This window comes from Micromonospora sp. NPDC005299, from assembly GCF_042872345.1.
Taxonomy (GTDB): domain Bacteria; phylum Actinomycetota; class Actinomycetes; order Mycobacteriales; family Micromonosporaceae; genus Micromonospora.
Window position 1 is genome coordinate 50,538 of the sequence record NZ_JBIAKG010000012.1, and the last position, 22,827, is coordinate 73,364.

Annotated in this window: 25 protein-coding genes; 16 read left to right on the forward strand and 9 right to left on the reverse strand. The window is 74.8% G+C overall.

Annotation, left to right across the window (positions count from 1 at the left end):
• Positions 1–33: 33 nt before the first annotated feature.
• Positions 34–2,595: a LuxR C-terminal-related transcriptional regulator gene (locus ACFYPD_RS27755; RefSeq protein ID WP_387119556.1), complete on the reverse strand. Its 2,562-nt coding sequence runs from the start codon at positions 2,593–2,595 to the stop codon at positions 34–36.
• A 5-nt stretch (positions 2,596–2,600) separates the two neighbouring features.
• Entirely contained in the window at positions 2,601–3,875 is a 1,275-nt protein-coding gene (locus tag ACFYPD_RS27760) for an Hsp70 family protein (RefSeq protein ID WP_387119558.1), read from the reverse strand.
• Between the two features lie 287 nt (positions 3,876–4,162).
• On the opposite strand from ACFYPD_RS27760, the gene ACFYPD_RS27765 reads away from it, so the two are divergent.
• From ACFYPD_RS27765 to ACFYPD_RS27775, 3 genes are all read left to right on the forward strand, one after another.
• Positions 4,163–5,089 carry an IniB N-terminal domain-containing protein gene (locus ACFYPD_RS27765; protein WP_387119561.1) on the forward strand — a complete coding sequence of 309 codons (927 nt, stop codon included), beginning with the start codon at positions 4,163–4,165 and terminating at the stop codon, positions 5,087–5,089.
• 101 nt (positions 5,090–5,190) lie between these two features.
• Entirely contained in the window at positions 5,191–7,050 is a 1,860-nt protein-coding gene (locus tag ACFYPD_RS27770; protein ID WP_387119565.1) for a dynamin family protein, read from the forward strand.
• The gene (locus ACFYPD_RS27775) at positions 7,047–8,513 is read left to right on the forward strand and encodes a dynamin family protein (protein ID WP_387119569.1); all 1,467 of its coding nucleotides are present in this window, start codon (positions 7,047–7,049) and stop codon (positions 8,511–8,513) included. The genes ACFYPD_RS27770 and ACFYPD_RS27775 overlap by 4 nt, the downstream gene beginning before the upstream one ends.
• On the opposite strand, the gene ACFYPD_RS27780 is transcribed toward ACFYPD_RS27775, so the two are convergent.
• The 3 genes from ACFYPD_RS27780 to trxA all read right to left on the reverse strand — a co-directional run bounded on the left by ACFYPD_RS27780 (position 8,427) and on the right by trxA (position 10,314).
• Positions 8,427–9,329 carry an MFS transporter permease gene (locus tag ACFYPD_RS27780; RefSeq protein WP_387119572.1) on the reverse strand — a complete coding sequence of 301 codons (903 nt, stop codon included), beginning with the start codon at positions 9,327–9,329 and terminating at the stop codon, positions 8,427–8,429. The genes ACFYPD_RS27775 and ACFYPD_RS27780 overlap by 87 nt on opposite strands.
• The gene (locus tag ACFYPD_RS27785; protein ID WP_387119575.1) at positions 9,326–9,766 is read right to left on the reverse strand and encodes a hypothetical protein; all 441 of its coding nucleotides are present in this window, start codon (positions 9,764–9,766) and stop codon (positions 9,326–9,328) included. Before ACFYPD_RS27785 ends, ACFYPD_RS27780 begins: the two co-directional genes overlap by 4 nt.
• 179 nt (positions 9,767–9,945) lie before the next feature.
• Positions 9,946–10,314, reverse strand: a complete 369-nt coding sequence (gene trxA, locus ACFYPD_RS27790) for a thioredoxin (protein ID WP_262286952.1) — start codon at positions 10,312–10,314, stop codon at positions 9,946–9,948.
• 545 nt (positions 10,315–10,859) lie between these two features.
• Here trxA and ACFYPD_RS27795 point away from each other — a divergent pair.
• The 11 genes from ACFYPD_RS27795 to ACFYPD_RS27845 all read left to right on the forward strand — a co-directional run bounded on the left by ACFYPD_RS27795 (position 10,860) and on the right by ACFYPD_RS27845 (position 19,101).
• On the forward strand, positions 10,860–11,375 hold the full coding sequence (locus tag ACFYPD_RS27795; RefSeq protein WP_091314480.1) for a MaoC family dehydratase: 516 nt from the start codon (positions 10,860–10,862) through the stop codon (positions 11,373–11,375).
• Positions 11,376–11,468: 93 nt separating this feature from the next.
• A complete protein-coding gene (locus ACFYPD_RS27800) occupies positions 11,469–11,960 on the forward strand; it encodes a hypothetical protein (RefSeq protein ID WP_387119578.1) in 492 nt (163 codons plus the stop codon).
• A 53-nt stretch (positions 11,961–12,013) separates the two neighbouring features.
• Positions 12,014–12,637: a TrmH family RNA methyltransferase gene (locus ACFYPD_RS27805; RefSeq protein ID WP_387119581.1), complete on the forward strand. Its 624-nt coding sequence runs from the start codon at positions 12,014–12,016 to the stop codon at positions 12,635–12,637.
• Between the two features lie 65 nt (positions 12,638–12,702).
• The gene (locus ACFYPD_RS27810) at positions 12,703–13,389 is read left to right on the forward strand and encodes a DUF6758 family protein (RefSeq protein ID WP_387119584.1); all 687 of its coding nucleotides are present in this window, start codon (positions 12,703–12,705) and stop codon (positions 13,387–13,389) included.
• A gap of 118 nt (positions 13,390–13,507) precedes the next feature.
• Positions 13,508–13,666, forward strand: a complete 159-nt coding sequence (locus ACFYPD_RS27815) for a hypothetical protein (RefSeq protein WP_013283898.1) — start codon at positions 13,508–13,510, stop codon at positions 13,664–13,666.
• Between the two features lie 6 nt (positions 13,667–13,672).
• Positions 13,673–14,548, forward strand: a complete 876-nt coding sequence (locus ACFYPD_RS27820) for a PH domain-containing protein (protein WP_387119587.1) — start codon at positions 13,673–13,675, stop codon at positions 14,546–14,548.
• Positions 14,549–14,650: 102 nt separating this feature from the next.
• Positions 14,651–15,325 carry a SigE family RNA polymerase sigma factor gene (locus ACFYPD_RS27825; RefSeq protein ID WP_387119590.1) on the forward strand — a complete coding sequence of 225 codons (675 nt, stop codon included), beginning with the start codon at positions 14,651–14,653 and terminating at the stop codon, positions 15,323–15,325.
• Between the two features lie 56 nt (positions 15,326–15,381).
• Positions 15,382–16,587, forward strand: coding sequence for a hypothetical protein (locus ACFYPD_RS27830; RefSeq protein ID WP_387119593.1), 1,206 nt, complete (start codon positions 15,382–15,384; stop codon positions 16,585–16,587).
• A 23-nt stretch (positions 16,588–16,610) separates the two neighbouring features.
• Positions 16,611–17,477 carry a PHP domain-containing protein gene (locus ACFYPD_RS27835; protein WP_387119596.1) on the forward strand — a complete coding sequence of 289 codons (867 nt, stop codon included), beginning with the start codon at positions 16,611–16,613 and terminating at the stop codon, positions 17,475–17,477.
• A gap of 31 nt (positions 17,478–17,508) precedes the next feature.
• Positions 17,509–18,123, forward strand: a complete 615-nt coding sequence (locus tag ACFYPD_RS27840) for a MarC family protein (RefSeq protein ID WP_387119599.1) — start codon at positions 17,509–17,511, stop codon at positions 18,121–18,123.
• Between the two features lie 132 nt (positions 18,124–18,255).
• A complete protein-coding gene (locus ACFYPD_RS27845) occupies positions 18,256–19,101 on the forward strand; it encodes a RecB family exonuclease (RefSeq protein WP_387119977.1) in 846 nt (281 codons plus the stop codon).
• A 23-nt stretch (positions 19,102–19,124) separates the two neighbouring features.
• Here the strand turns inward: ACFYPD_RS27845 and ACFYPD_RS27850 are convergent, their stop codons facing one another.
• Together ACFYPD_RS27850 and ACFYPD_RS27855 are read right to left on the reverse strand one after the other, a co-directional pair.
• Positions 19,125–19,973: an oxygenase MpaB family protein gene (locus tag ACFYPD_RS27850; RefSeq protein WP_387119601.1), complete on the reverse strand. Its 849-nt coding sequence runs from the start codon at positions 19,971–19,973 to the stop codon at positions 19,125–19,127.
• Between the two features lie 64 nt (positions 19,974–20,037).
• A complete protein-coding gene (locus tag ACFYPD_RS27855) occupies positions 20,038–20,466 on the reverse strand; it encodes a Fur family transcriptional regulator (RefSeq protein ID WP_262286943.1) in 429 nt (142 codons plus the stop codon).
• A gap of 174 nt (positions 20,467–20,640) precedes the next feature.
• Between ACFYPD_RS27855 and ACFYPD_RS27860 the strand changes: the two genes are divergently transcribed.
• Positions 20,641–21,123, forward strand: coding sequence for a DUF2231 domain-containing protein (locus ACFYPD_RS27860; protein ID WP_387119604.1), 483 nt, complete (start codon positions 20,641–20,643; stop codon positions 21,121–21,123).
• A gap of 52 nt (positions 21,124–21,175) precedes the next feature.
• Here the strand turns inward: ACFYPD_RS27860 and ACFYPD_RS27865 are convergent, their stop codons facing one another.
• The gene (locus ACFYPD_RS27865; RefSeq protein ID WP_387119606.1) at positions 21,176–21,763 is read right to left on the reverse strand and encodes a hypothetical protein; all 588 of its coding nucleotides are present in this window, start codon (positions 21,761–21,763) and stop codon (positions 21,176–21,178) included.
• Positions 21,764–21,873: 110 nt separating this feature from the next.
• Between ACFYPD_RS27865 and ACFYPD_RS27870 the strand changes: the two genes are divergently transcribed.
• A complete protein-coding gene (locus ACFYPD_RS27870) occupies positions 21,874–22,059 on the forward strand; it encodes a hypothetical protein (RefSeq protein ID WP_151465544.1) in 186 nt (61 codons plus the stop codon).
• Positions 22,060–22,147: 88 nt separating this feature from the next.
• Here the strand turns inward: ACFYPD_RS27870 and ACFYPD_RS27875 are convergent, their stop codons facing one another.
• Positions 22,148–22,651, reverse strand: a complete 504-nt coding sequence (locus ACFYPD_RS27875) for a flagellar biosynthesis protein FlgA (RefSeq protein WP_387119608.1) — start codon at positions 22,649–22,651, stop codon at positions 22,148–22,150.
• Positions 22,652–22,827: the final 176 nt, after the last annotated feature.

Consider the following 22,827-nt stretch of genomic DNA (forward strand, 5'->3'; position numbering starts at 1 on the left):
TCCGCGCCACCGGTGGCGGCCCTGCCGGCCGGCTCACCGCGGGTCCCGTTCCGGCCACGGCTGCCGGCCGGCTACGCCCGACCGGTCCGCCACGATGGTGCGCAGCAGGGCCAGCAGCTCCGCCCGGTTGGCGCAGTTCAGCCGGGACCGCATCCGTGCCACGTGGTGCTCCACCGTCTTCGCCGAGATGAAGAGCCGGTCGCCGATCTCCCGGTAGGTCAGCCCGGCCAGCACCAGCTCGGCCACCTCGTGCTCCCGGTCGCTGAGCCGGTACCGGGTGGCACCGGTCGCGGAGTCGGCCACCGCTGCCGAGCCGTCACCCGCGCCGTCCGTGCGGGCGGGCGACCGGGCCTGGAGCACCCGGGCGCACTCCAGCAGGGCGGTCATCGCACGCCGGTCCGAGGTGCGGATGGCGGCCTGCCCGGCGAGGCGGGCCGCGTCCCAGCACAGCCCGGCGTCGTGCAGCCCACGGGCGGCGGCCTCCACCCGGACCGGGTCCACGACGCCGCGCAGCACCTCGACCCAGACCGTGGCGGCCCCGGCGGCCACGGCGGCGTACCGGCTGTGGTCGGCGGCGGCGAGCAGGGCGGCGACGTGCGCGTCGGCGACGGCCGGCTCCTCGGTGAGGATCGCGGCGTGCAGCCCGGTCCAGTGCAGGGGTGCGCTCCACAGCGCCGTGCCGCCGAGCCGGTCCAGCAGCAGCCACGCCTCCCGCAGGTAGGGCTTCAGCCGGCCCAGGTCGCCCAGCCGGGCGCCGGCCACCGCCAGCTCGCCCAGCGGCAGCAGCGTGAACAGGTCCACCGGGTGCCGGACGACTGCGTCCAGCGCGGGGCCCCAACCGTGTTGCAGCCCCGCGACGTCGCTGTTGCGCCGGGCGATGCCGAGTCGGAGCGCACTGGCCAGGAGCAGGTCGCGCGACTCCAGCGGCCGGTCGCCGGCGGTCAGCGCGGCGAGGCGGTCGGCCGCGGCGGCCGTCTGGCCGCGGACCATGAGGATCCAGGCCTGCAGCAACCGGTGCCGGCGGGCCATCAGCGGCCCGCCGATGCCGGTCGTCACGGCCCGGTCCAGCACGCCCTCGGCGATGTCCAACTCGGCACAGTGGATCGCGGTCAACGCGGCGAGCGCGGCCGGACTGTCCGGCAGGAGCACCCGCCGCCCGTCGGGCTCCAGCAGCGCGGTCGCCTGCACCAGCCGGGACAGCGCGCTGGTCGGCGGGGCGGTGATGCTCTCCCGTACCCCCTCGGCCATCAGCCGTGCGGCGCTGGCGTGCAGGGTCGGAGGCCCGCCGGCCGGGTCGTCGGGCAGGTCCACGCCCGTGACCGGGCGGCCCAGGGCGAGCGCTCCGACGGCGGCGAACGCCGCGGACGGGGCGAGGCCGGACCACCGGTACAGCTCGACGCTGCGCTCCACCTGGCCCCGGTGCGCCAGCGCCGTCGCGGCCACCGTGGCCGCCTCCGCCCGCACGTCCGGCGGGGCCGTCGCGAGCAGCCGGTTCGCCAGCCGCAGCGCGGCCTCCAGGTCGCCGGCGAGCGCCGCGGCGACGGCCTGGCGGGCAGCGGCCGGCAGCCCTCCCGCGGTGGCCGCGGCGAACAGCTCGGCGGAGAGCGCGGGCTCACCGCCCAGCGCCTCCTCGGCCGCGGCCTCCAGCGCCGCGGCCGGGCAGTCGGTGAGCGCGCCGGCCGTGCGCAGCGACCGGACCAGCGGGAGCACCGCCGCACCACGACCGAGCTGCACCTCGGTGAGGCGGCGCCAGATTGCGGTGCGTTCGGTGGCCGGGCTGAGCGCGACGACCGCCCGCCGCACGATCGGCGCGAGCCGGCCGTCCGCGCCGAGCAGGCCCGCCGCCCTGGTGTACGCCACCAGTTCGTCCACGGCCGCCGGCTCCCGGTCGAGCAGCGGGCCGAGCAGGTCCACGGGCAGCGGCACGCCCGCGGCGACGGCCAGGAGCAGCCGCCGGACGTCCTGCGGCAGCTCCTCCAGGTCCGGCCCGAACGGAAGGATGGCCGCCCGCGGCGGCTCGGTCGGCAGGCCGGGCGGGCTCTCCGATCCGCGCAGCCCACGGACCAGCCGGTCGACGTCCCGCGGGACTCCACCGGTCTGCGCGTGCACGAACGCGGCCAGCTCGCTTCCCCGGCCGAGGTCGGGTACGCCGGCGAGGTAGTCGCGGGTCTGCTCGGCGGTGAACGGGCCGAGCACGACCTGCTGCCCGTCCCGTTTCAGCGCGTCGGCCAGCTGGGCCAGCGCCGCCGGCCGTGGCCACGGGCGGTAACCGACCAGCAGCCGGTGCTGGCGGTCGGCCACCAGCCGGCGCAGCGTCTCGAGCCGCGCGTCGTCCAGCAGGTGCGCGTCGTCGACCAGCAGCACGGCCCCGGGGTCGACCGGGAGGTCGGGGCTCGGGGCGCCTTCCCGCACGGTGCTGCCCGCGTCCCGGTGGGCCCGCGCCAGCTCCCTGAGCAGGGCGGTCTTTCCGTGACCGCCGGGACCCGTCACGCCGACGGCGAGGGGACGCCCGGGATCCGCCACGACGGCCCCGAGCAGGGCGGTCGGCCCGGTGCCCAGCACGAGCCGGGCGTCGGTGACGGTACTCATGATCATGTGGGTCATCCTTCGCGGTCCCGGTCCCGGCCCCGGCCGCGGGCCAGCGCCAGGCGGGACGCCTTCGGCAGGTTCAGCGGGGTGATCCGGACCGGGGGTCGGGCCGGCGGCTCACCGGTGAGGGGCAGGTCGGGTTCGGCGTGCCGCCATGCCGGAACGGCCGGTCCGGCGTCACCGGCCGGTGCGGCGGCGGGGACCGGCGCCGGGCGGCGCGGGCGCGGTGACACCACCTGGCAGGCGGCCAGCGCCGCCCCGGTGGCGGCGGTCAGCTGGGGGTCCGGCTCCACTTCGACGGGGACGGGAAGCGCCGCGGCGAGCAGTTCGGTGACGAGCGGGATCCGGGCCGAGCCGCCGGCCAGGAGCACGCCGTCGAGCTGCGCCGGCGTCAGACCTGCGGAGTGCACGGTCTGCACCAGCAGGTCGACGGTGGCCCGCACCGCGGGCCGGATCATGTCCTCGAACTGCGCCCGGGTCACCGGCACCCGGACCGGCCCGCTCGGCAGGGTGAGCATGACGTCGGTCTCCGTACCGATGGTCAGCTCGCGCTTGACGCGGTCGCACTCGGCCAGCAGCCCGCGCAGGGCCGGGTACGCCTCTCCGCCGGCCGGGCCGGCGAGCTCGCGGCCGAGCGCGGCGCGCACGTGTTCGGCGAGCGCCTCGTCGAAGTCGGTGCCGCCGAGCGTCTCCAGGCCCTGCGGCAGGCCAAACGTCTCGTACCTGCCCCGCGCGTTGCGGCGGACCAGCGCCGCCTCGAACGTGTTGCCGCCCAGGGCGTAGACCGCGGCCGTGGTGCCCGGGAAGCCGCGCGCGGCATGGCTCTCCGCCACCGTGACCGTGCGGGGGAGCAGCGTGACGTTCCGCAGGTCGAGGTTCCACAGCGCCCGGTGCAGCAGGTCACGTCGGTGCGGGCCCCATCCGGCGGGATGGCTCAGCACGACGGCCTCGGCGAACGCTCCCTCGTGGGCGGAGACCCGGTGCACGACCCACGTCGCCAGCTCCGCGACCAGCGTTTCCGGCGGGCACGGCTCGCCGCCGAGCAGGAGGGGCACGTCGTCACCGACCCGGCGGACGAAATCCCGGGTGGTGCCGCTGCGGTCGTCGGTGGCCGGCTCGCCCACCCGGAGCGATCCGTCCGGCGCCAGGTGCAGCACCGACGGTACGACGGCCGACCGGCCACCCAGCGCGACGACCTCGGGGCGGGCCCAGGCGTCGCCCCGCCGCCTCGCGACGGTGGCGGCCGTGCCGGTGTTCCCGATGTCCAACCCCAGGACGTACGGCATTCGTTCTTCCTCCACCGCGAGTGGCCTGGGGACGGTGTCGGCACCGTGTCGACCCACCCCCGGCGAACCCCGTGGGCTCCTACGTTCGTACCAGAGATCGCCTCCGACCCGGTACCCTAACTCCGGCCGGCCCGGCTCCCCCTGTTCCCCTAACGCACGAGGGGGCGAGGGCCCTAATCGGCGGGGGCCGGTTGCGGGTCGCGCCCCGATGACGACCACCGACCCCCGGCCATAGCGTCACTGTCGCGGCACGACGGTGCTGACGCTACGTTCGAGGAGAAGCCCCCATGGATTCGCACCAGACCCTGCACGACTTCGTGCTCAACCTGCTCACCGACCCCGACGCGCGGTCGGCCTTCGACCTCGACCCGGAGGGCGCGCTGCAGGCCGCGGGGCTCACCGACGTCACCGCCGCTGACGTGCAGGACGTCGTCCCGCTGGTGGTCGACTACGCCCCCGGCGCGGCGGGGCTCGCCCCGGTGGCCCCGGTGGTCGGGCAGCTCGGGCTCGACCCGCTCACGAGCGACGCCACCGACGTGGTCGGCCAGCTCCAGGCGGTGCCGCACCAGATCGGCGTGAGCAGCTCCCACAGCGGTGTGGACGTGTCGGCCGGCGCGCTGGGCGCCATCGCGGTCGACCCGGCCGGCCTGTACGCCGGGGCGGCCCTGGTCCCGGGCATCGGCCTGGGTGTCGGGCCGGGCGGGCTCGGCACCGACCTGACCGCGGTGCACGATGTGGCGGACACCCTCGACTCGGACGTGGTGGGCACGGTGAACACCGCCGTCGACCCGGTCGTCGGGGACGTCGCCGGGACGGTCGGCGACCCGCTCGGCACCGCGGCCGGCACCGACCTGCTGCACGACGGCGGCGTGCTCGGCGGCGACCTGGGTGTTCTCGGCGGCACGCAGGCCCAGGTCCACGGCGTCGTCGGTTCCCTCGGCGTCGACCAGACCCTGGGCGGGCTCGGCCTGGGCGACGGCACCGGTGTGGTCCCGCCGGTGCACGTGCCGGCCACCGTGGACGGTGTGACGCACCAGGTGGACAGCACGCTCTCCGGTGTGACCGGCACGGTGAGCGGCGTGACGGGCACCGTCGGCGGCCTGACCGGTGGGCTGACCGACGGGGTCACCGGCGACGCCGGGGCGCACGGCGCGGGGGTCCACGGCGACGTGCACGGCTCGACCGATGGCGGCCTGCTGGGCGGGCTGTTCTGACGGAGGGCTCAGCCAGGAGCGGGAGGCACGATCCGGCCTCCCGCTCCTTTCTCCGTTCACGACCCTCTTGATAATTGAGCCACAATCCGCACACTTGGTGCGTGATCGCGGGGATCTGGCTGGATGTGCTCGATGAGATCGCCCGTACGTGCGGCGCACACGGGCGAGGCGACCTGCTTCAGACGGTGCGGCAGAAGCGGCTGCAACTGCTGGACCCCAGGCTGCGCGTCCTGGTCATCGGCGAGTCGCAGCAGGGCAAGAGTCAGCTGATCAACGCCATCGTCAACGCGCCGGCCTGCCCGGTCGGCGACGGCCGCACCACCGTGCTGCCCACCGTGGTGCAGCACGCGGAGGTCCCGTCGGCCGCCGTGGTCCAGGCGCCGCCCCCCGCCCCGGGCCGGCCCGCCGGCGCGGTGCTCCCGGTGACCGGCGAGCGGACCCCGGTGCCGCTGGACCAGGTCGCCGCCGGGGTGGCCGGCGCGTTCGGCCGCCGGGCGGGCGGCGGCCCCGCGTACGTCGAGATCGGACTGCCGCGCGCGCTGCTCGGCTCCGGGCTGGTGCTGGTGGACACCCCGGGCACGGAGGAGGCGGCCGCACTGGGCGCCGCCGGCCCGGCCGCCGCGCCGGCGTGGGCGGACACCGTGCTGCTGGTCTCCGACTCCACCCGGGAACTCTCGGCCGGCGAGCTGACCATGCTGCTGCACGTCGCGCGGTCGCACCCGAACGTGGTGCTGGTGCAGACCAAGACTGATCTCGTGCCGGACTGGCGCGCGGTCGCCGAGCGCAACCGGCGGCACCTCGCCGAAGCCGGCGTGCCGGCGCCGGTCATCCCGGTCTCGGCGGCCCTGCGGCTGCGCGCGGCCGTCGGCGACGACCGGGAGTTGAACGCCGAGTCCGGCTTTCCCGTGCTGATCGGCCGGTTGCAGCGGGATCTCGCCGGCAAGTCCGACCGCCTGGCCCGGGCCGCGGTCGGCGTGATCGCCCGGACGGTGGTGGAACAGCTGGCCGCGCCGCTGCGTGCCGAGCTGGAGAGCCAGGAGGTCGAGGAGCAGTCCGGCCCCATCTCCCGGCTGCACGCGGCGCAGCGCGAGGTCGACGAGCTGCGTCGCTGCTCCACGAGGTGGCAGAACAACCTCGCCGACGAGATGGCCGACCTGCTCTCCGACATCGAGTACGACCTGCGCGACCGGACCCGGCAGATCCTGCGGGAGGTCGACGAGGCGTTCGACAGCGCCGACCCGCTGGTCAGCTGGGAGGAGTTCCAGGAGTGGCTGGAGCGCAGCCTGTCGGAGGCGGCGGAGGCCAACCACGAGTGGCTGGTCCGGCGCTGCGACTGGGCCGCCCGCCGGGTGGCCGACAACTTCGCCCGGTACGGCGGTGACGTGCTGCCGCCCTGGTCGATGACGACGCCCGCGGACCTCGGCGCCGGCCTGCCCGAGCTGGAGCTGCCCACCATCGACCGGTTCACGACCAGCCAGAAGCTGATCAGCGGCATGCGGGGTTCGTACGGCGGCCTGCTGATGGTCGGGCTGGCCACGACGCTGGCCGGGATGCCCATGATCAACCCGCTCTCGGTCGGGGTCGGCGCGCTGTTCGGCGGGAAGAGCATCCGCGACGAGAGCAAGCAACTGCTCCGCCGCCGCCAAGCGGTGGTCAAGACGGCGATCCAGCGGCACGTCGACGACTTCTTCGTCCGGGTCACCAAGGACCGCCGGGACGCCGTCCGGCAGGTCCAGCGGATGCTGCGGGACCACTTCACGGCGCTGACCGAGGAACTCCAGGAGGCCATCATCCGGTCGTTCCGCAGCGCCAAGCAGGCCGCCGACACCGACGCGGCCGTCCGTGACCAGCGGCAGCGGGAGATCCGGCTGAAGATGACCCGGCTGGCCGGGCTCTTCGAGCAGGCCCAGCAGTTGACCGGCGCCCGGTCCGCCCCGGCGCCGCTGGAGCCCCGGCCGTGACGGTCGGGCTGCGGCTGGAAGAGGCGGTCTGGGGGCTGCTGCACCAGGCGCTCCAGCACTACCGGGACAACCCCAGGGCGACGGACCGCCTGCGGCACCAGTTGGCCCGGCTGGAGCAACCGCTGCGGATCGCGATCGCCGGCCCGTGGCGGTCCGGCAAGTCGACCCTGCTGAACGCGATCATGGGCGAGGAGGTCGCGCCGGTCGACGGGGTGGACGGCAGCACCGTCTTCACCTGGTACGAGGACGGGCCCCAGCCGAGCGCCACCGCGTACGCGAGCGGCCAGCCGCCGCAGGAGTTGGCGATCGCCAAGTCGGCGACCGGCATGCGGGTGGACCTCGTCGGCTGGCGGGCGGGCGAGCTGCGCGACATCGTGGTGCAGTGGCCGACCCGGACGCTGCGCCAGGTCACGCTCATCGACACCCCGGCCACCGGCCGCGACGAGCAGGGCCGGGCGCCGGTGATGGAGCGGGTGCTGCGGGACGCGGACGCGGTGCTGTACCTGACCCGCGACGGCCGCGACAGCGATCTGCGGGTGCTGGAGACCAGCCGGGAGAGCGCGGTCGGGCAGGCCGCCGCGGTGCACGTGATCATGGTGCTGTCCCGGGTGGACGAGACCGGTGGCGGACGGATCGACGGCCTGCTCACCGCCCGCCGGCTCGCCCGGCGCCAGCACCGGGACCCCCGGGTGAACGAGCTCAGCGTGCACGTCGTCCCGTGCAGCGGCCTGCTCGGCCTGGCCGGCCGCATCCTCAGCGAGTCGGACTACGCCGTGCTCGCGGCGCTGGCCCGGGTGCCCCGGCCGGAGCTGGAGACGCACCTGCTCTCGGCGGATCGGTTCCTCCGCGGCGACCTGCCCGTCCGGCTCGACACCGGCGTGCGCGCCGCGCTGCTGGACCGGCTCGGGCTCTTCGGGATCCGGCTGGCGACCACGCTGATCCGCACGGGCTGCGACAGCCGGGCGAAGCTCTCCGCCGAGCTGATCCGGCGCAGCGGTCTGACCGAGCTGCGCGAGTCCATGGCCCGCTTCCTCGTCGACCGGCGGGACACGCTCAAGGCGCGCTCGGCGCTGGCGGCCGTCGAGGCGCTGCTGCGGGCCGAGCCCGGCCGGGGTACGGACGAACTGCTGGGCCGGGTCGAGCAGATCCTCGTCGGGGCGCACGAGTTCCGCGAGCTGCGCCTGCTCGCCGCGCTGCGGACCACCCGGCTCGGCTTCGACGCCGAGCTGGCGGCCGAGGCGGAGCGGCTGGTCGGCGGCGACGGGGTCGGCCTGGCGGCCCGGCTCGGCGTGGAGCACGACGCGACGGTGCACCGGCTCTGGGACGTCGCCTCGGAGGCCCAGTGGCGGTGGCGGAACCGCGCGGAGGATCCGCTGCTACGGCTGGCCCAGCGGCGTGGCGCCCAGGTGGTCGTCCGCAGTTGCGAGGGGATGCTCGCCGAGCTGGCCGAGGGGGGCCGGTGACCGGCGCCGGCGGAGCAGGGCGATCGGACGGACCTTCTCCAGGGGCAGGAAGCTGGTCATCGCCACCAGGTGCGGCGCGAACGAGATGGTGATCGTCGCGATGGTCACGAGGTGGAACGAGTAGAAGTAGCCGACCATGGCCAGCCGCCACCGCTCCGGCAGCAGGAAGACCAGCGGGCTGAGCAGCTCGAACGCCAGGATGCCGAACTGGGCGACGATCAGCAGGTGCGGCACCTGGGCGATCACGTCGGCCAGGTCGGTGCCGCGCCGGATGATCGCGCGGGCCAGCACCGAGCCGGTGGCCCAGTCCAGGCCGCCGAAGCGGAACTTGGCCCAGGCGGCCAGGAAGTAGGTGCAGATGACCGCGATCTGGGTGACCCGGAGCGCCCAGCCGCCCGCCTCGGTGCGGGTGGGGTCGCCGTGCCGGGCACGACCGGCGGTGGGCAGCACGGCCAGCGCGACGAGCAGCCCGAACCGGTCGTGGTCGACCTTGCCGTAGCTCATCGCCACGATCATCCACTCGAAGTAGAGGGCGAAGACCGTCCAGCCGAGCAGCCGGGGCGCCCGGCCGGTGGCGGCGAGCAGGGAGACCGCCAGCAGCACCCAGAAGATCGCGCCGACCAGGGCCGGGGTGGGGGTGGGCAGCGGGAGCAGCCGGCCGATCAGCAGCGGCTGGTAGAGGTCGCCGGGCACGTCGACCCGGGTGCGTACCCAGGGGGTGAAGACCACCAGGTCGGCGGCGACGAAGAGGTAGACGAGGGTCCGGAAGGCGGCCACCCGGCCGCGCGGGACCGCCTCGGTCAGCCAGCCGGTCACGGGGCGGTCTCCCAGCGTACGGCGGTGCGGTCGGTCCAGCGGCCGGTCGGCCGGCCGCCCTGGATGTCGTACCAGCGGACCACGATGCGGACCTCGACCAGCGCGGGGGCGGCCGGGTGGCGCTCGGCGTACGCCTCGGCGACCTGGCGCAGCAGGCTCGGGTCGGTGGCGTACCGGTCCTGCTGGCCCTCGATCTCGGCGCGCCGGATGCCGGTGGCGTCCTGGCCGAGCGGCACCACCGTCCCGGTGCGGTCGACGCCCTCGACGCGGGTGTCGGGGGCGGGCGCGTCGGGCGGGTCCGAGGTGGAGTACATCCGGAACGGCCCGAACGGGAAGTCGTCGTCGGTGCCGCGCACGGTGCCCAGGAGCAGGAGCGCCAGCCCGAGCAGCGTGGCGCCCAGCCGGACGGCACGCCCGCGGGTGGTCAAGGTCTCCATCGGCTGGTGACGATACGGGAGGAACATGTCCGGAAGGCGTCGGTCTGTCGGCCATTCCTGGCTGCCCGTGTCGCTCTTTCCGGGCCGTCGGCACCGGCCCCGGACGACATCGGCCGGGCCCCTGTGAGGGGCCCGGCCGGTGTGTCGGAGCCGGTCGCCGGCTCAGTGCTCGTCGCCGGTCAGTGCTTGTGGCCGTGCTCGGCGAGCTTCTTGCGGACGTCGTCCATGTCGAGCTGCTGGACCTGCTCGATCAGGTTCTCCAGCGCCGACTCCGGCAGCGCGCCCGGCTGGGCGTAGACGATCACGCCGTCGCGGATCGCCATCACGGTCGGGATCGAGCTGATGTTGAACTTGGCGCCCAACTCCTGCTGCGCCTCGGTGTCGACCTTGCCGAAGACGATGTCCGAGTGCTTCTCGGACGAGCGCTCGTAGACGGGGGCGAAGCGTTTGCACGGGCCGCACCAGTCGGCCCAGAAGTCGAGCAGGACGATGCCGTCGCGTTCGGTCACCTCGTCGAAGTTGGCCGTGGTCAGCTCAACCGTTGCCATTGCACTCTCCGATCAGCGCGTATTCCTACGTCCCGTGGAACCAGGGTGAATGCCTCCGCATTCCCGTGACGTGCGCGACGAAACGCTGCGCAGCGCGATGGTGACGCTCCGGCGCATCGAGGGCAGTCTGTTTCCCCCGTCCTGCGGAACGCAAGTGCACGCCGCATTTGCGTGACGGGACGTGATGGGAGCGCTTCCAAGCCAATCACAGGGGGCCTGCGCTACGAATCGGTAACTTGACGCTTGACAAGCGGCGATCCGGACTGCGGAGATCGCTTGTGGAGTGATCACGAGTCACTACGAGTAGTGTTACGAAAAGATAAATGTGACGTCCGTCTCTGTCGTCACAGTACCGGCGTACGGCAGAATCTGTCGCATCAGAGCGTGGGCGGCGGGTGCCGGGGAGGGCCCCGCCGCTCATTGCGTCTCCACCCGGGTCGGTCCGGGTGTGACTTTTCCGCACCGGCTGCGCCCCGCCCACCGCCTTAACAAGCGGTAAGGCATGCTGTGCCGAACTCCATCGCCGCCCGTCGAAGGGGACAAGGATGCAGTTCGGCCGCTACTACGAGGAGTTCGAGGTCGGCGCCGTCTACCGGCACTGGCCGGGCAAGACGGTCACCGAGTACGACGACCACCTCTTCTGCCTGCTCACCATGAACCACCACCCGCTCCACATGGACGCCCACTACGCCGAGTCGGCGAGCCAGTTCAAGCGCAACGTGGTGGTCGGCAACTACATCTACTCGCTGCTGCTCGGCATGTCGGTGCCGGACGTCAGCGGCAAGGCGATCGCCAACCTGGAGATCGAGTCGCTGCGGCACGTCGCCCCGACCTTCCACGGCGACACCATCTACGGCGAGACGACGGTGCTGGACAAGCGGGAGTCCTCCTCGAAGCCGGACCGGGGCGTGGTCGCGGTGGAGACCCGGGGCTACAACCAGGACGGCACGCTGGTCTGCGTGTTCCGCCGCAAGGTCATGGTCCCCAAGAAGGAGTACGCGGCCGCCGCCCTGCCCGAGGGTGTCGACCCCGAGCGGCCCAGCTTCCCCGAGCCGCGCTGACCCTTCACGTACGCCCGGAAGGGCCCCCTCTCCGATCCGCGGGGAAGGGGCCCTTTTCCCGTTCCGGGGCATATGCTGACGCCGGAGGTCACCATGAGCCACTCCGTCGCCGGAGAGCCGCCCTCTGCCGGCCGCCGTGCCGCACCGCTGACCACCGCCGTCTACTCCGCAGCGGAGTGGGACCTGTTGACCGACCTGCCGGGACGGGTCCTCGTCGCCGCCGCCACGCCCGGTCCGGGCCGTGCGCCGCGCGGCGTCGCCGCCGGGCTCGCCGGACTGGACGCGGTGGCCGCCGGCCGGGCCTTCGACAGCGACCTGATCCGGGCCGTGGTCGCCACGATCTACGCCCGCCACGACGGCGCCGCCCAGCGGGACGAGCGCCTCACCGACCTGGTCGACCTGCTCGCCGCCGCCCGGGCCGCGGTGCGGGTGCTGCGGCGGCGCGCCGACCCCGCCGACTCGGCGGCGTACCGGCAGTGGGTGGAGTCGGTGGCGGCCCGCGTGTGCCGGGCCGGCGAGGCCGTCCCCAGCCCCGCCGACCGGCGCTTCCTCGACCGGCTCGCCGGCGCGCTGGACCTCCGCTGACCTGCGGGCCCGTGGCGGCCATCCCGCCGGTCGGGCCGTACCCTCTGCAGACCGTGACCGACGACCAGCTCGACGTGGGCGTGGGGCCGTGGCCCGGCGACCCGCCGGACGACCCGCGCTACGACCCGGAGCTGCTCGCCCAGGGCGACCGGCGCAACGTCGTGGACCGCTACCGCTACTGGCGGCGCGAGGCCGTGGTGGCCGACCTGGACCGGCGTCGGCACGACTTCCACGTGGCCGTCGAGAACTGGCAGCACGACTTCAACATCGGCACGGTGGTCCGCAACGCCAACGCCTTCCTCGCCGCCGAGGTGCACATCGTCGGCCGACGGCGGTGGAACCGGCGGGGCGCCATGGTGACCGACCGCTACCAGCACGTCCGGCACCACCCGACGATCGAGGAGTTCGTGGCGTGGGCCGCGGGGGAGCGGCTGCCGGTGGTCGGCATCGACAACCTGCCCGGCTCGAAGCCGCTGGAGACCGGCACGCTTCCGCGCCGCTGCGTGCTGCTCTTCGGCCAGGAGGGGCCGGGGCTGTCCGAGGTCGCGCGGGCCGCCTGCGACCAGCTCATCTCGATCGCCCAGTACGGCTCGACCCGCTCCATCAACGCCGGCGTGGCCAGCGGGATCGCCATGCACGCCTGGATCCGCGAGTACGCCGGGCCGCCACCGGAGTGACCGATCCGGCCGCTCCGCTTGACGACCCGCCGGTCCGGGGTGACGGTGAAGGCGTGAGTGTCGCGGTGAGTTGTCCCAGGTGCGCGGGCACGGTCCGGGAGCCGGACCTGATGCACGGCGAATACCGGTGCCTGCGCTGCGGTCCGGTGCCGCCGCTGCACGTGCCGGAACACATCGGTGCCGAGATCATGGCGAGCGTGGTCGAGCGGGTGGCCGCCGCCACCGACCCGGCCGGGCGGCTGGGGATGCCGCTCTGGTGCCCGTGGCCGCTGCCCACCGGGTGGACGCTGACCGGGGTGGCCTGGGCGGGAGACGACCGTTCCGGGGTCCGCGCCACGGCGGTGGCCTGCGCCGGCCCGGCCCCGCTCGACGGTGGACCGGCCGATCTGCTCTTCGTCGCCGAGGAGCCGGGCGTCGGGCTGGGCTCCCGCCTCGCCGGCCTCCCCGGCCCTGATCCGGGGCCCGAGATGGCGGAGGCGCTGACCGATCCCGGCCCTGGTCACCCCGAGCGGGTGCCGCACGCCAAGATCCGGGTGGGCGGCCATCCCACTCCACTGTGGCTCGTGAATTCCCCGACCGATCGAAGCGCGTACGCCGGCGAGGCTCGGGGAATGTGGCTACATGCGATAGCCTGGCCGGCGAGTGCGGGTCACCTCCTCGCGGAAGAAGTCGTGCTGCACGACCTCACCGAGTGGACACCGCCCGAACTCGTGTACGGCGCACCATCTCCGTACCTGCACGGGCGGGCCTGACCGGCCGGCACCGGCGAGTCGGAGAACAGACGCAGATATTCACTCTACGACACCATACTGATACTCTGGGTGCCGCTGCGGTAAACGGACCCGGCTCCGCGCGAGAGGATGGCCCGCTATGGTCAAGAAGGTCCTCACCTGGGCCGGCATCGCATTCTTGATCTTCTTCGTCGCCTACCGGCCGAACTCCGCCGCCGACGTCTTCAAGTCCCTCGGCGGCGGCATCATGGACATCGCGCAGGGCTTCGGCGACTTCTTCACCAACCTGGTCGCCTAGCCGCCCATGGGAAGCCCCTCCGGTCCGCCCTTCGATCCCGACGACCCCGACCGGGAGCGCCGGGAGCGCGACACCGAGCCGATCCCGCGGATCGATCCCGACGACGGCCCGGGCTTCGGCTCCGGATCCGGCTACGGCGGCGGCCCCTCCCTTTCGGACGAAGCCGCCTTCGGGGACGGCCCGGCGTACGCCGGGGAGGGGCGGTCCGGCCGCGCCTGGATCCGCGACCCGGAGGCCGGCTACCAGAACCCGCAGATCTCCGAGGAGGAACTGGCGGGCCTGCGCGCCGACGCCTCCGGCATGGCCCCGCGCCGGGTGCTGCCGATGGAGGACGAGCCGAGCGCCCTGGCGGCCCGCTACCTCTTCCCGACGGAGCGCTTCCGGGGCGAGTGGAAGCGGCACTGGGTCCACCTCTCCACCCCGATCATCGTCGGCATCGCGGCGACCTTCGTGCTCGGCTACCTCTCCGGCTTCCTCGCCGGGCGCGACGTCGGGGCGCTGACCACCGTCGCGGTCCTGCTCTGGTTCGCCGTGATGGGCTGGGTCGCCTGGCGGGTCGCCGACTGGTGGTACGACCGCTTCATCCTCACCAACAAGCGGGTCATGGTGGTCAACGGGATCATCACCCGCCGGGTGGCGATGATGCCGCTGGTCCGGGTCACCGACATGAAGTACGAGCAGACCCCGACCGGCCGCGCGCTCAACTACGGCACCTTCGTGCTGGAATCGGCCGGCCAGGAGCAGGCGCTCCGCGAGATCAAGAACCTGCCCAACCCGAACGAGCTCTACCTGCGCGTCGTGGAAGAGATGTACGAGCCGCAGGCCGTCGAGGCGCGGATCGGCAAGGAGCAGGACGAGGCCAAGGCCGACGACGGCGCCTGAAGGTTTTCGTCCGAACATCGGAGGAACTGCGCACCTTTTGCCGTCGACCCACCCCGCCCTGCCGTGGGAGCCTGCCAGGCAGGACGGGCTGTGGAGGTGCGCGTGGCGAGCAGGGACCCGCTGGAGGAGGAGTTCCGCGACTTCGTCGCGGCCCGCTCCGGTGCCCTGCTGCGCACCGCCTACCTGCTCGCCGGTGACTGGGCCACGGCCGAGGACCTGCTCCAGACCGCGCTGACCAAGACCTACCTGGCCTGGAAGCGGCTCGGCGGGATCGACGCCATCGAGCCTTACGCCCGCCGGGTCCTGGTCAACACCTCGACCAGCTGGTGGCGCCGCCGGTGGCACGGGGAACGCCCGACCGAGGTGCTGCCCGAGCGGGCCGGGGTCGACGAGATCGAGCAGCAGCTCGACCGCGACGCGCTGTGGCGGCACCTCCAGGCGCTCCCGGCCCGACAGCGGGCCGTGCTCGTGCTCCGCTTCTACGAGGACATGTCCGAGGCGCAGACCGCCGCCCTGCTGGAGATCTCGCCGGGCACGGTGAAGAGCCAGACCTCACGGGCGCTGAACACCCTGCGCCGCCGGCTCGGCTCCGAGGCCGCCCTCGGCCTGCGGGTCGAGCCGGAGGAGAAGGGCGCACCGCCCGCGCCGCGTACCCCGCCGCGGGTGGTCCGGCAGCCCGCCACGCCGCCACCTGCCCCGGCACCACCTGCCCCGGCGCCGCCGGAGGTCCGGCCGACCGTGCGACCCGCCGCGTCCGTCCCGGTGAAGTCCCGATGAGCCGCACGCCGGATTCGTACGACAACCGGACGGGCGGCCCGAAGCGTCCATACCCCGTGACCGAGGACGAGCTGGAACGGGCGCTGCGGCAGACGCTGGCCGGCCGCGTCGCCACGTCCCGGCCGCTCGCCGCCGACCCGGCCGGCGCCGCGCTCCGGCGGGCCCGGGTCGCCGCGCGGCGCCGCACGCTGACCGGGCTCGCCCTGGCCGGGGTGGCGACCGTGCTGGCCACCACCGGCATGGCCCAGCTCGGCGGGCCGACCGGGCACAGCGGCACGCCCACCGTGGTGCTCGGTGACCCGGGCGGGTTCACACCCTCACCGCTGCCCACCGCCAGCAGCCCGGCGCCCGGGAAAGGTCCGATCCGCGCCGAGCTGGACCTGATCGTCGGCTCGTGGCTCGACACCAACGGGGGCGAGCGCCGGGAACTGACCGGGGTGAGCGGCGTCGAGCGGGCGCAGCGAATCCCGGACTACGGCGGCTGGCTCGTCACCTCGGCGGCCACCCCGGCCGGCCGTACCCTCTGGTGGGTACCGCCCAACGGCAGCGACCCGCAGGTGCTGCTCGCCGGTGCGGACGCCGTCGTGGTGGCCACCGACGGGCGGCAGGTCGCCTGGCGCGACGGCGCCTACCTGGCCGCCGCCGGCGTGGTCGGCGGCCAACTCCTGGCCAGCAGCCGGACGGCGGCTCCCGAGGGGGCGACGCCGATCGGCTTCGCCGGCGACGCCGTGCTGGTCCGGCAGCCCGACCGGCGCGGGGTCAGCGTCTGGCGCCGGTCGGCGGGTGGGGTGCCGGGCGCGGCGAACCGGGACGTGCTCACCGTCTACGGCGCGCTGCCCGACGGCCGGGTGGTCGGCCTGGTCTCCGCCGGCACGCCCCCGCAGCCCTGCGTGGCGCTGCTCGACCCGGCCCGCGGCCTCACCCCGGTCCGCACCGGCTGCGGCCCGACGCTCGCCACCGACGGTCTCGGCGGGGTCTCCGCCGACGGGCGGTGGCTGCTGATCAACGCCGCGCGCAAGAGCGCCCTGCTGGTCGACCTGGCGAACCTCGGCGCCGCCGCCGCGACCCATCCGGCCGGCCCGGCGGTCGCCGGGGCGGTGGCCTGGACCCGCAGCGGGGCGGCGCTGCACGTCGACGCCACCGGCGGCCTGGTCCGGGTGCGGCCCGACCGGGTGCTGGCCGGCGAGCGTCCCACCGCCTCCGCGCTCGACGGGGTGGCCCCGGGCGAGCGCCCCGTGGTGGTGGCCGACACCCGCTCCTGACCGGCTGGCGTAGCGTCGGCGGGGTGAGCGCCGCCGCCCGGATCGACCTGCACACCCACTCCACCGCCAGCGACGGCACTCTCAGCCCCGCCGAGCTGGTCCGCGCCGTCGCCGCGGCCGGTCTCGACGTCGTGGCACTCACCGACCACGACACCACGGCCGGCTGGGAGCCCGCCGTCGCGGCCCTGCCGCCCGGGCTCACCCTGATCCGGGGCGCCGAACTCTCCTGCCGCTGGTTCGGCATCGAGCCGGCGATCCCGCTGCACCTGCTCGCCTACCTCTTCGACCCGACCGAGCCGGAGTTGGTCGCCGAGCTGGCCCGGGTCCGGCGCGCCCGGGAGGAGCGCGGCGAGCGCATCGTGCGGCTCCTCCAGGCCGACGGGATCCGGGTCAGCTGGTCGGAGATCCTGGCCGGCGCCGCCGGCGGGACGGTCGGCCGGCCGCACATCGCGCAGGCGCTGATCCGGGCCGGGCTGGTCGCCACCACCACCGAGGCGTTCGGGCCGCGCTGGCTGGGCGAGCGGTACCGGCTGCCCAAGGAGGACATCGACGTGTTCCGGGCGGTGGCGCTGGTCCGGGCGGCCGGCGGGGTGCCCGTCTTCGCCCATCCAAGGGCCAGCCGGCGCGGCCGGATCGTGCCGGACGAGCTGATCGCGGAGCTGGCGGCGGTTGGGTTGGCCGGCCTGGAGGCCGACCACGAGGATCACAGCCCGGCCGAGCGGGAGCACGTCCGCGCGCTCGCCGCCGAGCTGGGGCTGCTGGTCACCGGGTCGTCGGACTTCCACGGCACGCACAAGACCGTCCGGCTCGGCGCGTTCACCACCGCTGCCGGGGCGTACGAGCGGATCGTCGGGCTGGCCCGGGGGGTGACCCCGGTCGCTTCGAGCTGAACCGATCCGGCCACGCGGCTACCGTGTCCGCGTGGATCTCAAGCTCTTCGGCGAGGTCTTCGTGACCCTGCTGGTGATCGTCGACCCGCCCGGCATGATGCCGATCTTCCTCGCGCTGACCGGCCCGCTGGCCGCCCGGGACCGTAACCGGGCCGCCTGGCAGGCCGTCGCGCTGGCGCTCGGGGTCATCGTGGTGTTCGCCGTGGCCGGCCAGACGATCCTGGCCTACCTGCACGTCGACCTGCCCGCGCTGCAGGCCGCCGGCGGGCTGCTGCTGATCCTCGTCGCGCTGGAACTGCTGACCGGCAAGTCCGACGACCCGAACCAGCAGGCCACCTCCAACATCGCGCTGGTGCCGCTGGGCACCCCGCTGCTGGCCGGTCCCGGCGCCATCGTCGCCACGATGCTCTTCGTGCAGCAGGCCGGCGGCTTCACCGACTACCTCGCCATCGCCCTCGCGATCTTCGCGGTCATGGTCGCGGTCTGGGTGGTGCTGCGCTTCTCCGGCGGCATCGTCAAGGTCCTCCGGCCGGGCGGCATCGAGGTGCTGACCCGGATCGCCGGCCTGCTGCTGGCCGCCATCGCCGTGCAGCTCATCGCCGACGCGATCGCCGCGTTCGTGACGCAGTACCTCACCATGAGCTAAGCCGTCGCGGCGCTGTCGTACTCAGGTGGCAGGATCTCAGTCGTGCGACGACCCTCCCCGACCGGGCGACCCACCGGCGGCCGGCCACCCCGCCCCCGCGCCGAGCAGGCCGAGCAGCTCGGCTTCGAGGGCATGCCGGAACGGCTCTTCGTCTGCACCCCCAGCAAGCTCGGCGCCTACGCCGACTGCCCCCGGCGCTACCGCTACTCGTACGTGGACCGCCCCGCGCCGCCCAAGGGCCCGCCGTGGGCGCACAACTCGCTCGGCGCCAGCGTCCACACGGCCCTGAAGAACTGGTATGCGCTGGCCCCCGACCGCCGCCGCCCCGAGGTGCTGGCCACCCTGCTCAAGGGCACCTGGGTCCGCGAGGGCTACCGCGACGACGAGCAGGAGCGGGACGCGTTCCGGCGGGCGCTGTCCTGGCTGGAGTCCTACGTGGCGGGGCTCGACCCGGCCGACGAGCCGGTCGGGGTGGAGCGGGTGGTCGCGGTGAAGACGGCGGTGCTCGCCTTCAACGGCCGCACCGACCGGATCGACTCCCGCCCCGGCCCGGACGGCCGGCCCGAGCTGGTCATCGTCGACTACAAGACCGGCCGCACCGGGCTCGACGGCGACGACGCGCGCGGCTCGCAGGCCCTCGCGCTCTACGCCTACGCGGCCGAGCGGGTGTTCCGCCGCCCGTGCCGCCGCGTCGAGCTGCACCACCTGCCCACCGGCACGGTCGCGGCGCACGAGCACACCCCGGAGTCGTTGCAGCGGCAGCTCACCCGTGCCGAGGACACCGCGCGGGACATCATGGCCGCCGAGCGGGCCGTCGCCGACGGCGCCGACCCCGACGAGGCGTTCCCCACCGAGCCGGGGCCCCGGTGCGGCTGGTGCGACTACCGGCGCACCTGCCCGGCCGGCGCGCGGGCCCCCGGCAAGGACCCGTGGGCGGCCGTGGAGCGCCCCGCCGAGCCGGTCGCCGGCCAGGACTGAGCTGCCGCCGACCGCCCGGTGGGTCAGGCCGCGAGGCGGGCGGCGCGCTCCTTGGCGGCCTGCTGCAACGGGCCCTCCCGGTAGCGTCGCGGCACCGCCGCCAGGGCGAGCCGCAGCGCGCGGACGCTCAGGTCCGCCGAGAGCGCGGTGGTGGGCAGGCCGAGGCCGCCGTACAACCGCTGGGCCCAGGCCGGCAGCAGCGCCAGCGCGGTGCCGGCAATCCCCAGGTATGCCCAGCGCGGCGGGCCGAGGTGCAGGCCGAGCCGCACGGGCAGGCTGAGCTTCCACGGGATCGGCGGGGCGGTCAGGAAGACCGCCGTCTCCGCCGCCTCCCTGGTCATCCGCAGCTCGGGCCGGATCCGGCGGTAGTAGTCGGCGACCTCGGCGGCGGTGCCCGGCACGTCGGCCGGGTCCAGCCCGACGAGGGCCGCCGCCCGGCGCTGCTCGGTGTAGTAGCCGTCCACCTCGTCGTCGGTCAGCGCGAGCCCGGCCCGCCGCGCGGTGCTCACGAACGACTCGACCTCGGTGACGTGCACCCAGCGCAGCAGGTCGGGGTCGTCGATCCGGAACCGCTCGCCGGTGAACGGGTCGGTGGCCCGCATCCGGGCGTGCACCGTACGCAGCCGCCGGCCGGCCGCCTCCGCCTCGGCGGTGGTGCCGTAGATCGTCGTGGCCACGTAGGTGGCCGTGCGGACCAACCGACCCCAGGCGTCCGTGCGGTAGTTGCTGTTCTGGGCGACGCCCGCCATCGCGCGGGGGTGCAGCGCCTGGAGGTAGAGCGAACGCAGGCCGGCGACGATCAGGATCGGCTCCTCGTGCACCTTCCACGTGACCGATCCCGGACCGAACAGGCCGAGGTCATCGGAGTCCACCGACCAAGAGTGCCACGCCGGCTGCGGCGCGGGGATCGGCGCCGGCGCGAACGGGCCCGGCTCGTCAGTCGTCGGCGGAGCGGCGGGCCTGGCAGGCCGGGCAGAGGCCCCAGAAGGTCACTTCCGCCTCGTCGACCTCGAAGCCGTGCGCGACGTTCGGATCCAGGCAGGGGGCGTTGCCGGTGGCACAGTCGACGTCGGCGATCTCGCCGCAGCCCCGGCACACCACGTGGTGGTGGTTGTCCCCGACGCGGGCCTCGTAGCGGGCGGGGCTGCCGGCCGGCTCGATCCGGCGGGACAGCCCGGCCCGGGAGAGCGCACCGAGCACGTCGTAGACGGCCTGGGTGGAGACCGAGTCGAGGCGCTCGCGGACCCGGCGGGTGATCTCGTCGACCTCCAGGTGACCGCCCGCGGCGAGCACGTCCAGCACGGCGAGACGCGGCCGGGTGACCCGCAGGCCCCTCGACCGGAGCAACTCTTCACCCGTGGACATGCGTCCATGACAGCACGGTCGCTCCGGGCCGACAAGCGAGCGTGACCGTGGGTGGTTTGGGCCACAGGTGAACCGCGCCGGTGACCCGCGCGTGTGTCGATGTACGGATGCGTGACGGCGGATCATCCCGACGTACGCTTTCCGCGCGATCCCGTCCACTCGCCGGAGGTGTCGGTGTTCAGGGAAGTCAACGGCCTACCGGGCCACGTCCTGGTCGTACACGCCGCAGTGGTGCTGGTGCCGCTGCTGGCGTTGCTCTCCGTCGCGTACGGGGTGCTGCCCCGCTGGCGGCCCCGGCTGGACTGGGCGGTGGCGATCCTCGCCGTGCTCACCCCGATCGTCACCTGGGTGGCGACGGAGTCCGGCGAGGCGCTGGAAGAGGTGCTGCGCCAGCGGGGCTACCCGCCCGAGGGCCTGCAGAAGATCCACGAGCATTCCGAGTACGGCGGGAACCTGTTCTGGTTCACCGTCGGGCTGGCCGTGGCGGCGCTCCTGCTGCTGCTGGTGACCAGCGGCTTCGCCCGGACCCGCAAGCTGCCCCGCTGGCTGCCCCTGGTGCTCACCGCCGTGGTGGTCGTGCTCGCCGTGTTCGCGCTGGTCTACGTCTACCTGACCGGTGACAGCGGCGCCAAGATGGTGTGGAGCGGCATCGTCTGACCCGGATCGACCGCGCCGGCCCGGCCGCCTCGTCTGAGGCGGCCGGGCCGGCTCAGAAGAGCAGGCGCGAGCAGAGCAGGCAGGTGAGCAGCACCAGCACGACGCCGACGACGGCGCCGATGCCGTAGGTGAGCCGCTGGGCCTGCCCCTCGGCCTGGTCCATGGCGGCCATGTCCTGTGGCGGGAGCCGGCGCGGCGGGGTCGGCTGCACGTGCACCGGCGGCCGCCAGCCGGGCGGCGGCGGGACGGTCGGCGGCGGGCCCGCATATCCGGCCGGGGCGCCACCCGGCCCCCAGCCACCCGCCGAGGCGACCTGCTGCGGCCAGCCACCGGCCGGGACGGCCTGGCCGGGCCAGCCGACCGTGGACCCGGCCTGCCCGGACCACCCGCCGGCCGGGGCGGCACCCTGACCGGGTCTCGCCCACGGGCTGTCCGTGTGCCCGGCGCGCGACCAGGGGCTGGCCTCGGAGGCCGGAGCGTCGCCCGTCGGCGGGGTGCCGGCGGGCGGGTTCTCACCGGGCTGGTTCTCGCCGGCTGCCGCGCCGGCCTGGCCCGCGCCGGGCGCCGGGGCGGTGTCGGCCGGCTCGTCCGGGCGTCGCCAGGTCTCGTCCTCGGGGCTGCCACCGCTCGGCGTCGTCACGCCGTCCGACGCTACCAACGCCCCGGCCGGTCGGCCGCCCGACGCGACGGGGCACCGTGCCCCGGCGTTCACGACCGAGCGGTCGAACTGTCTCCCCTCCGGCGGTATCCTTGCCGCTCGTGAGCGATCCCGGCATCCGTGTCCCGCGCGGCGACGACGACCGCGTGGTCGACCTCAGCGAAGACTTCGTGGTGCTGCCCGAGCAGACCACCGACGACACCGACCGCGGCTGGGGCGAGCGCTCGTCCGGCAACGACGACTGGCTGCTCGCCGAGCGCCCGCCGCACTGGGACTGACCCACCGACCGGAGCCGCCGCCCCGTCGGGCCAGGACCGACGCCCGGCCCCGGTAGGCCCGGCCGCCTGTCTCGGGCCGCGAGCCCGGTCATTCGCGTACCACCACGGCGAAGCGGCTGCCCTCGGGCAGGCCGACCGCGCGCTGCGCCTGCTCCGGGCGGAGCGCCAGGTAGAGCGCCGAGGAGCCGTCGACCGCTCCGGCCGCACCCACCACGTCGAGGACCAGCGCCCGAGGGGCGAGCAGCGTGGCCTCGCCCGCCTCCCCGCCGGCCGGCACGACCAGCAGGTCCACCCGGGCGCCCGGGCGGAGCACCGCCAGCGCGGCCGGTTCGGCGAGCCGCACCGGCACCCCGACCGCCCCGGCCGGCAGCGGCAGGGCGGCCGAGGGACGATCACCGTCGGCCGGGGCGGCACCGCGGGCCGGGGTGGGGGCCACGCTCGGCACCGCGCCCGGCGGACACCCGCCCGGGGTCTGCAGGACGGCCGCCGCCAGCCCGAGCAGCACCGCGACCAGCGTCACCCGCAGCAGCGTCCGGCCCCGGGGCAGCCCACGCCAGCGCACCGGTCGCAGCGATGCCTCCCCACCCGCCACCAGCGCCCTCCCGCCCACTCGTCCGACCGCTACGCGGGCAGGTTAGGCGGCGGACGACGGCCCCCGCCGCCCCCGCCGGCTCACCTGTGGAAAACCGGCCGGCCTGTGGACAAGCGCCGGAGGAAAACGCCGGGGAACGCGAAAAGTGGCCACCCGCGCGGGATGACCACTTTCCG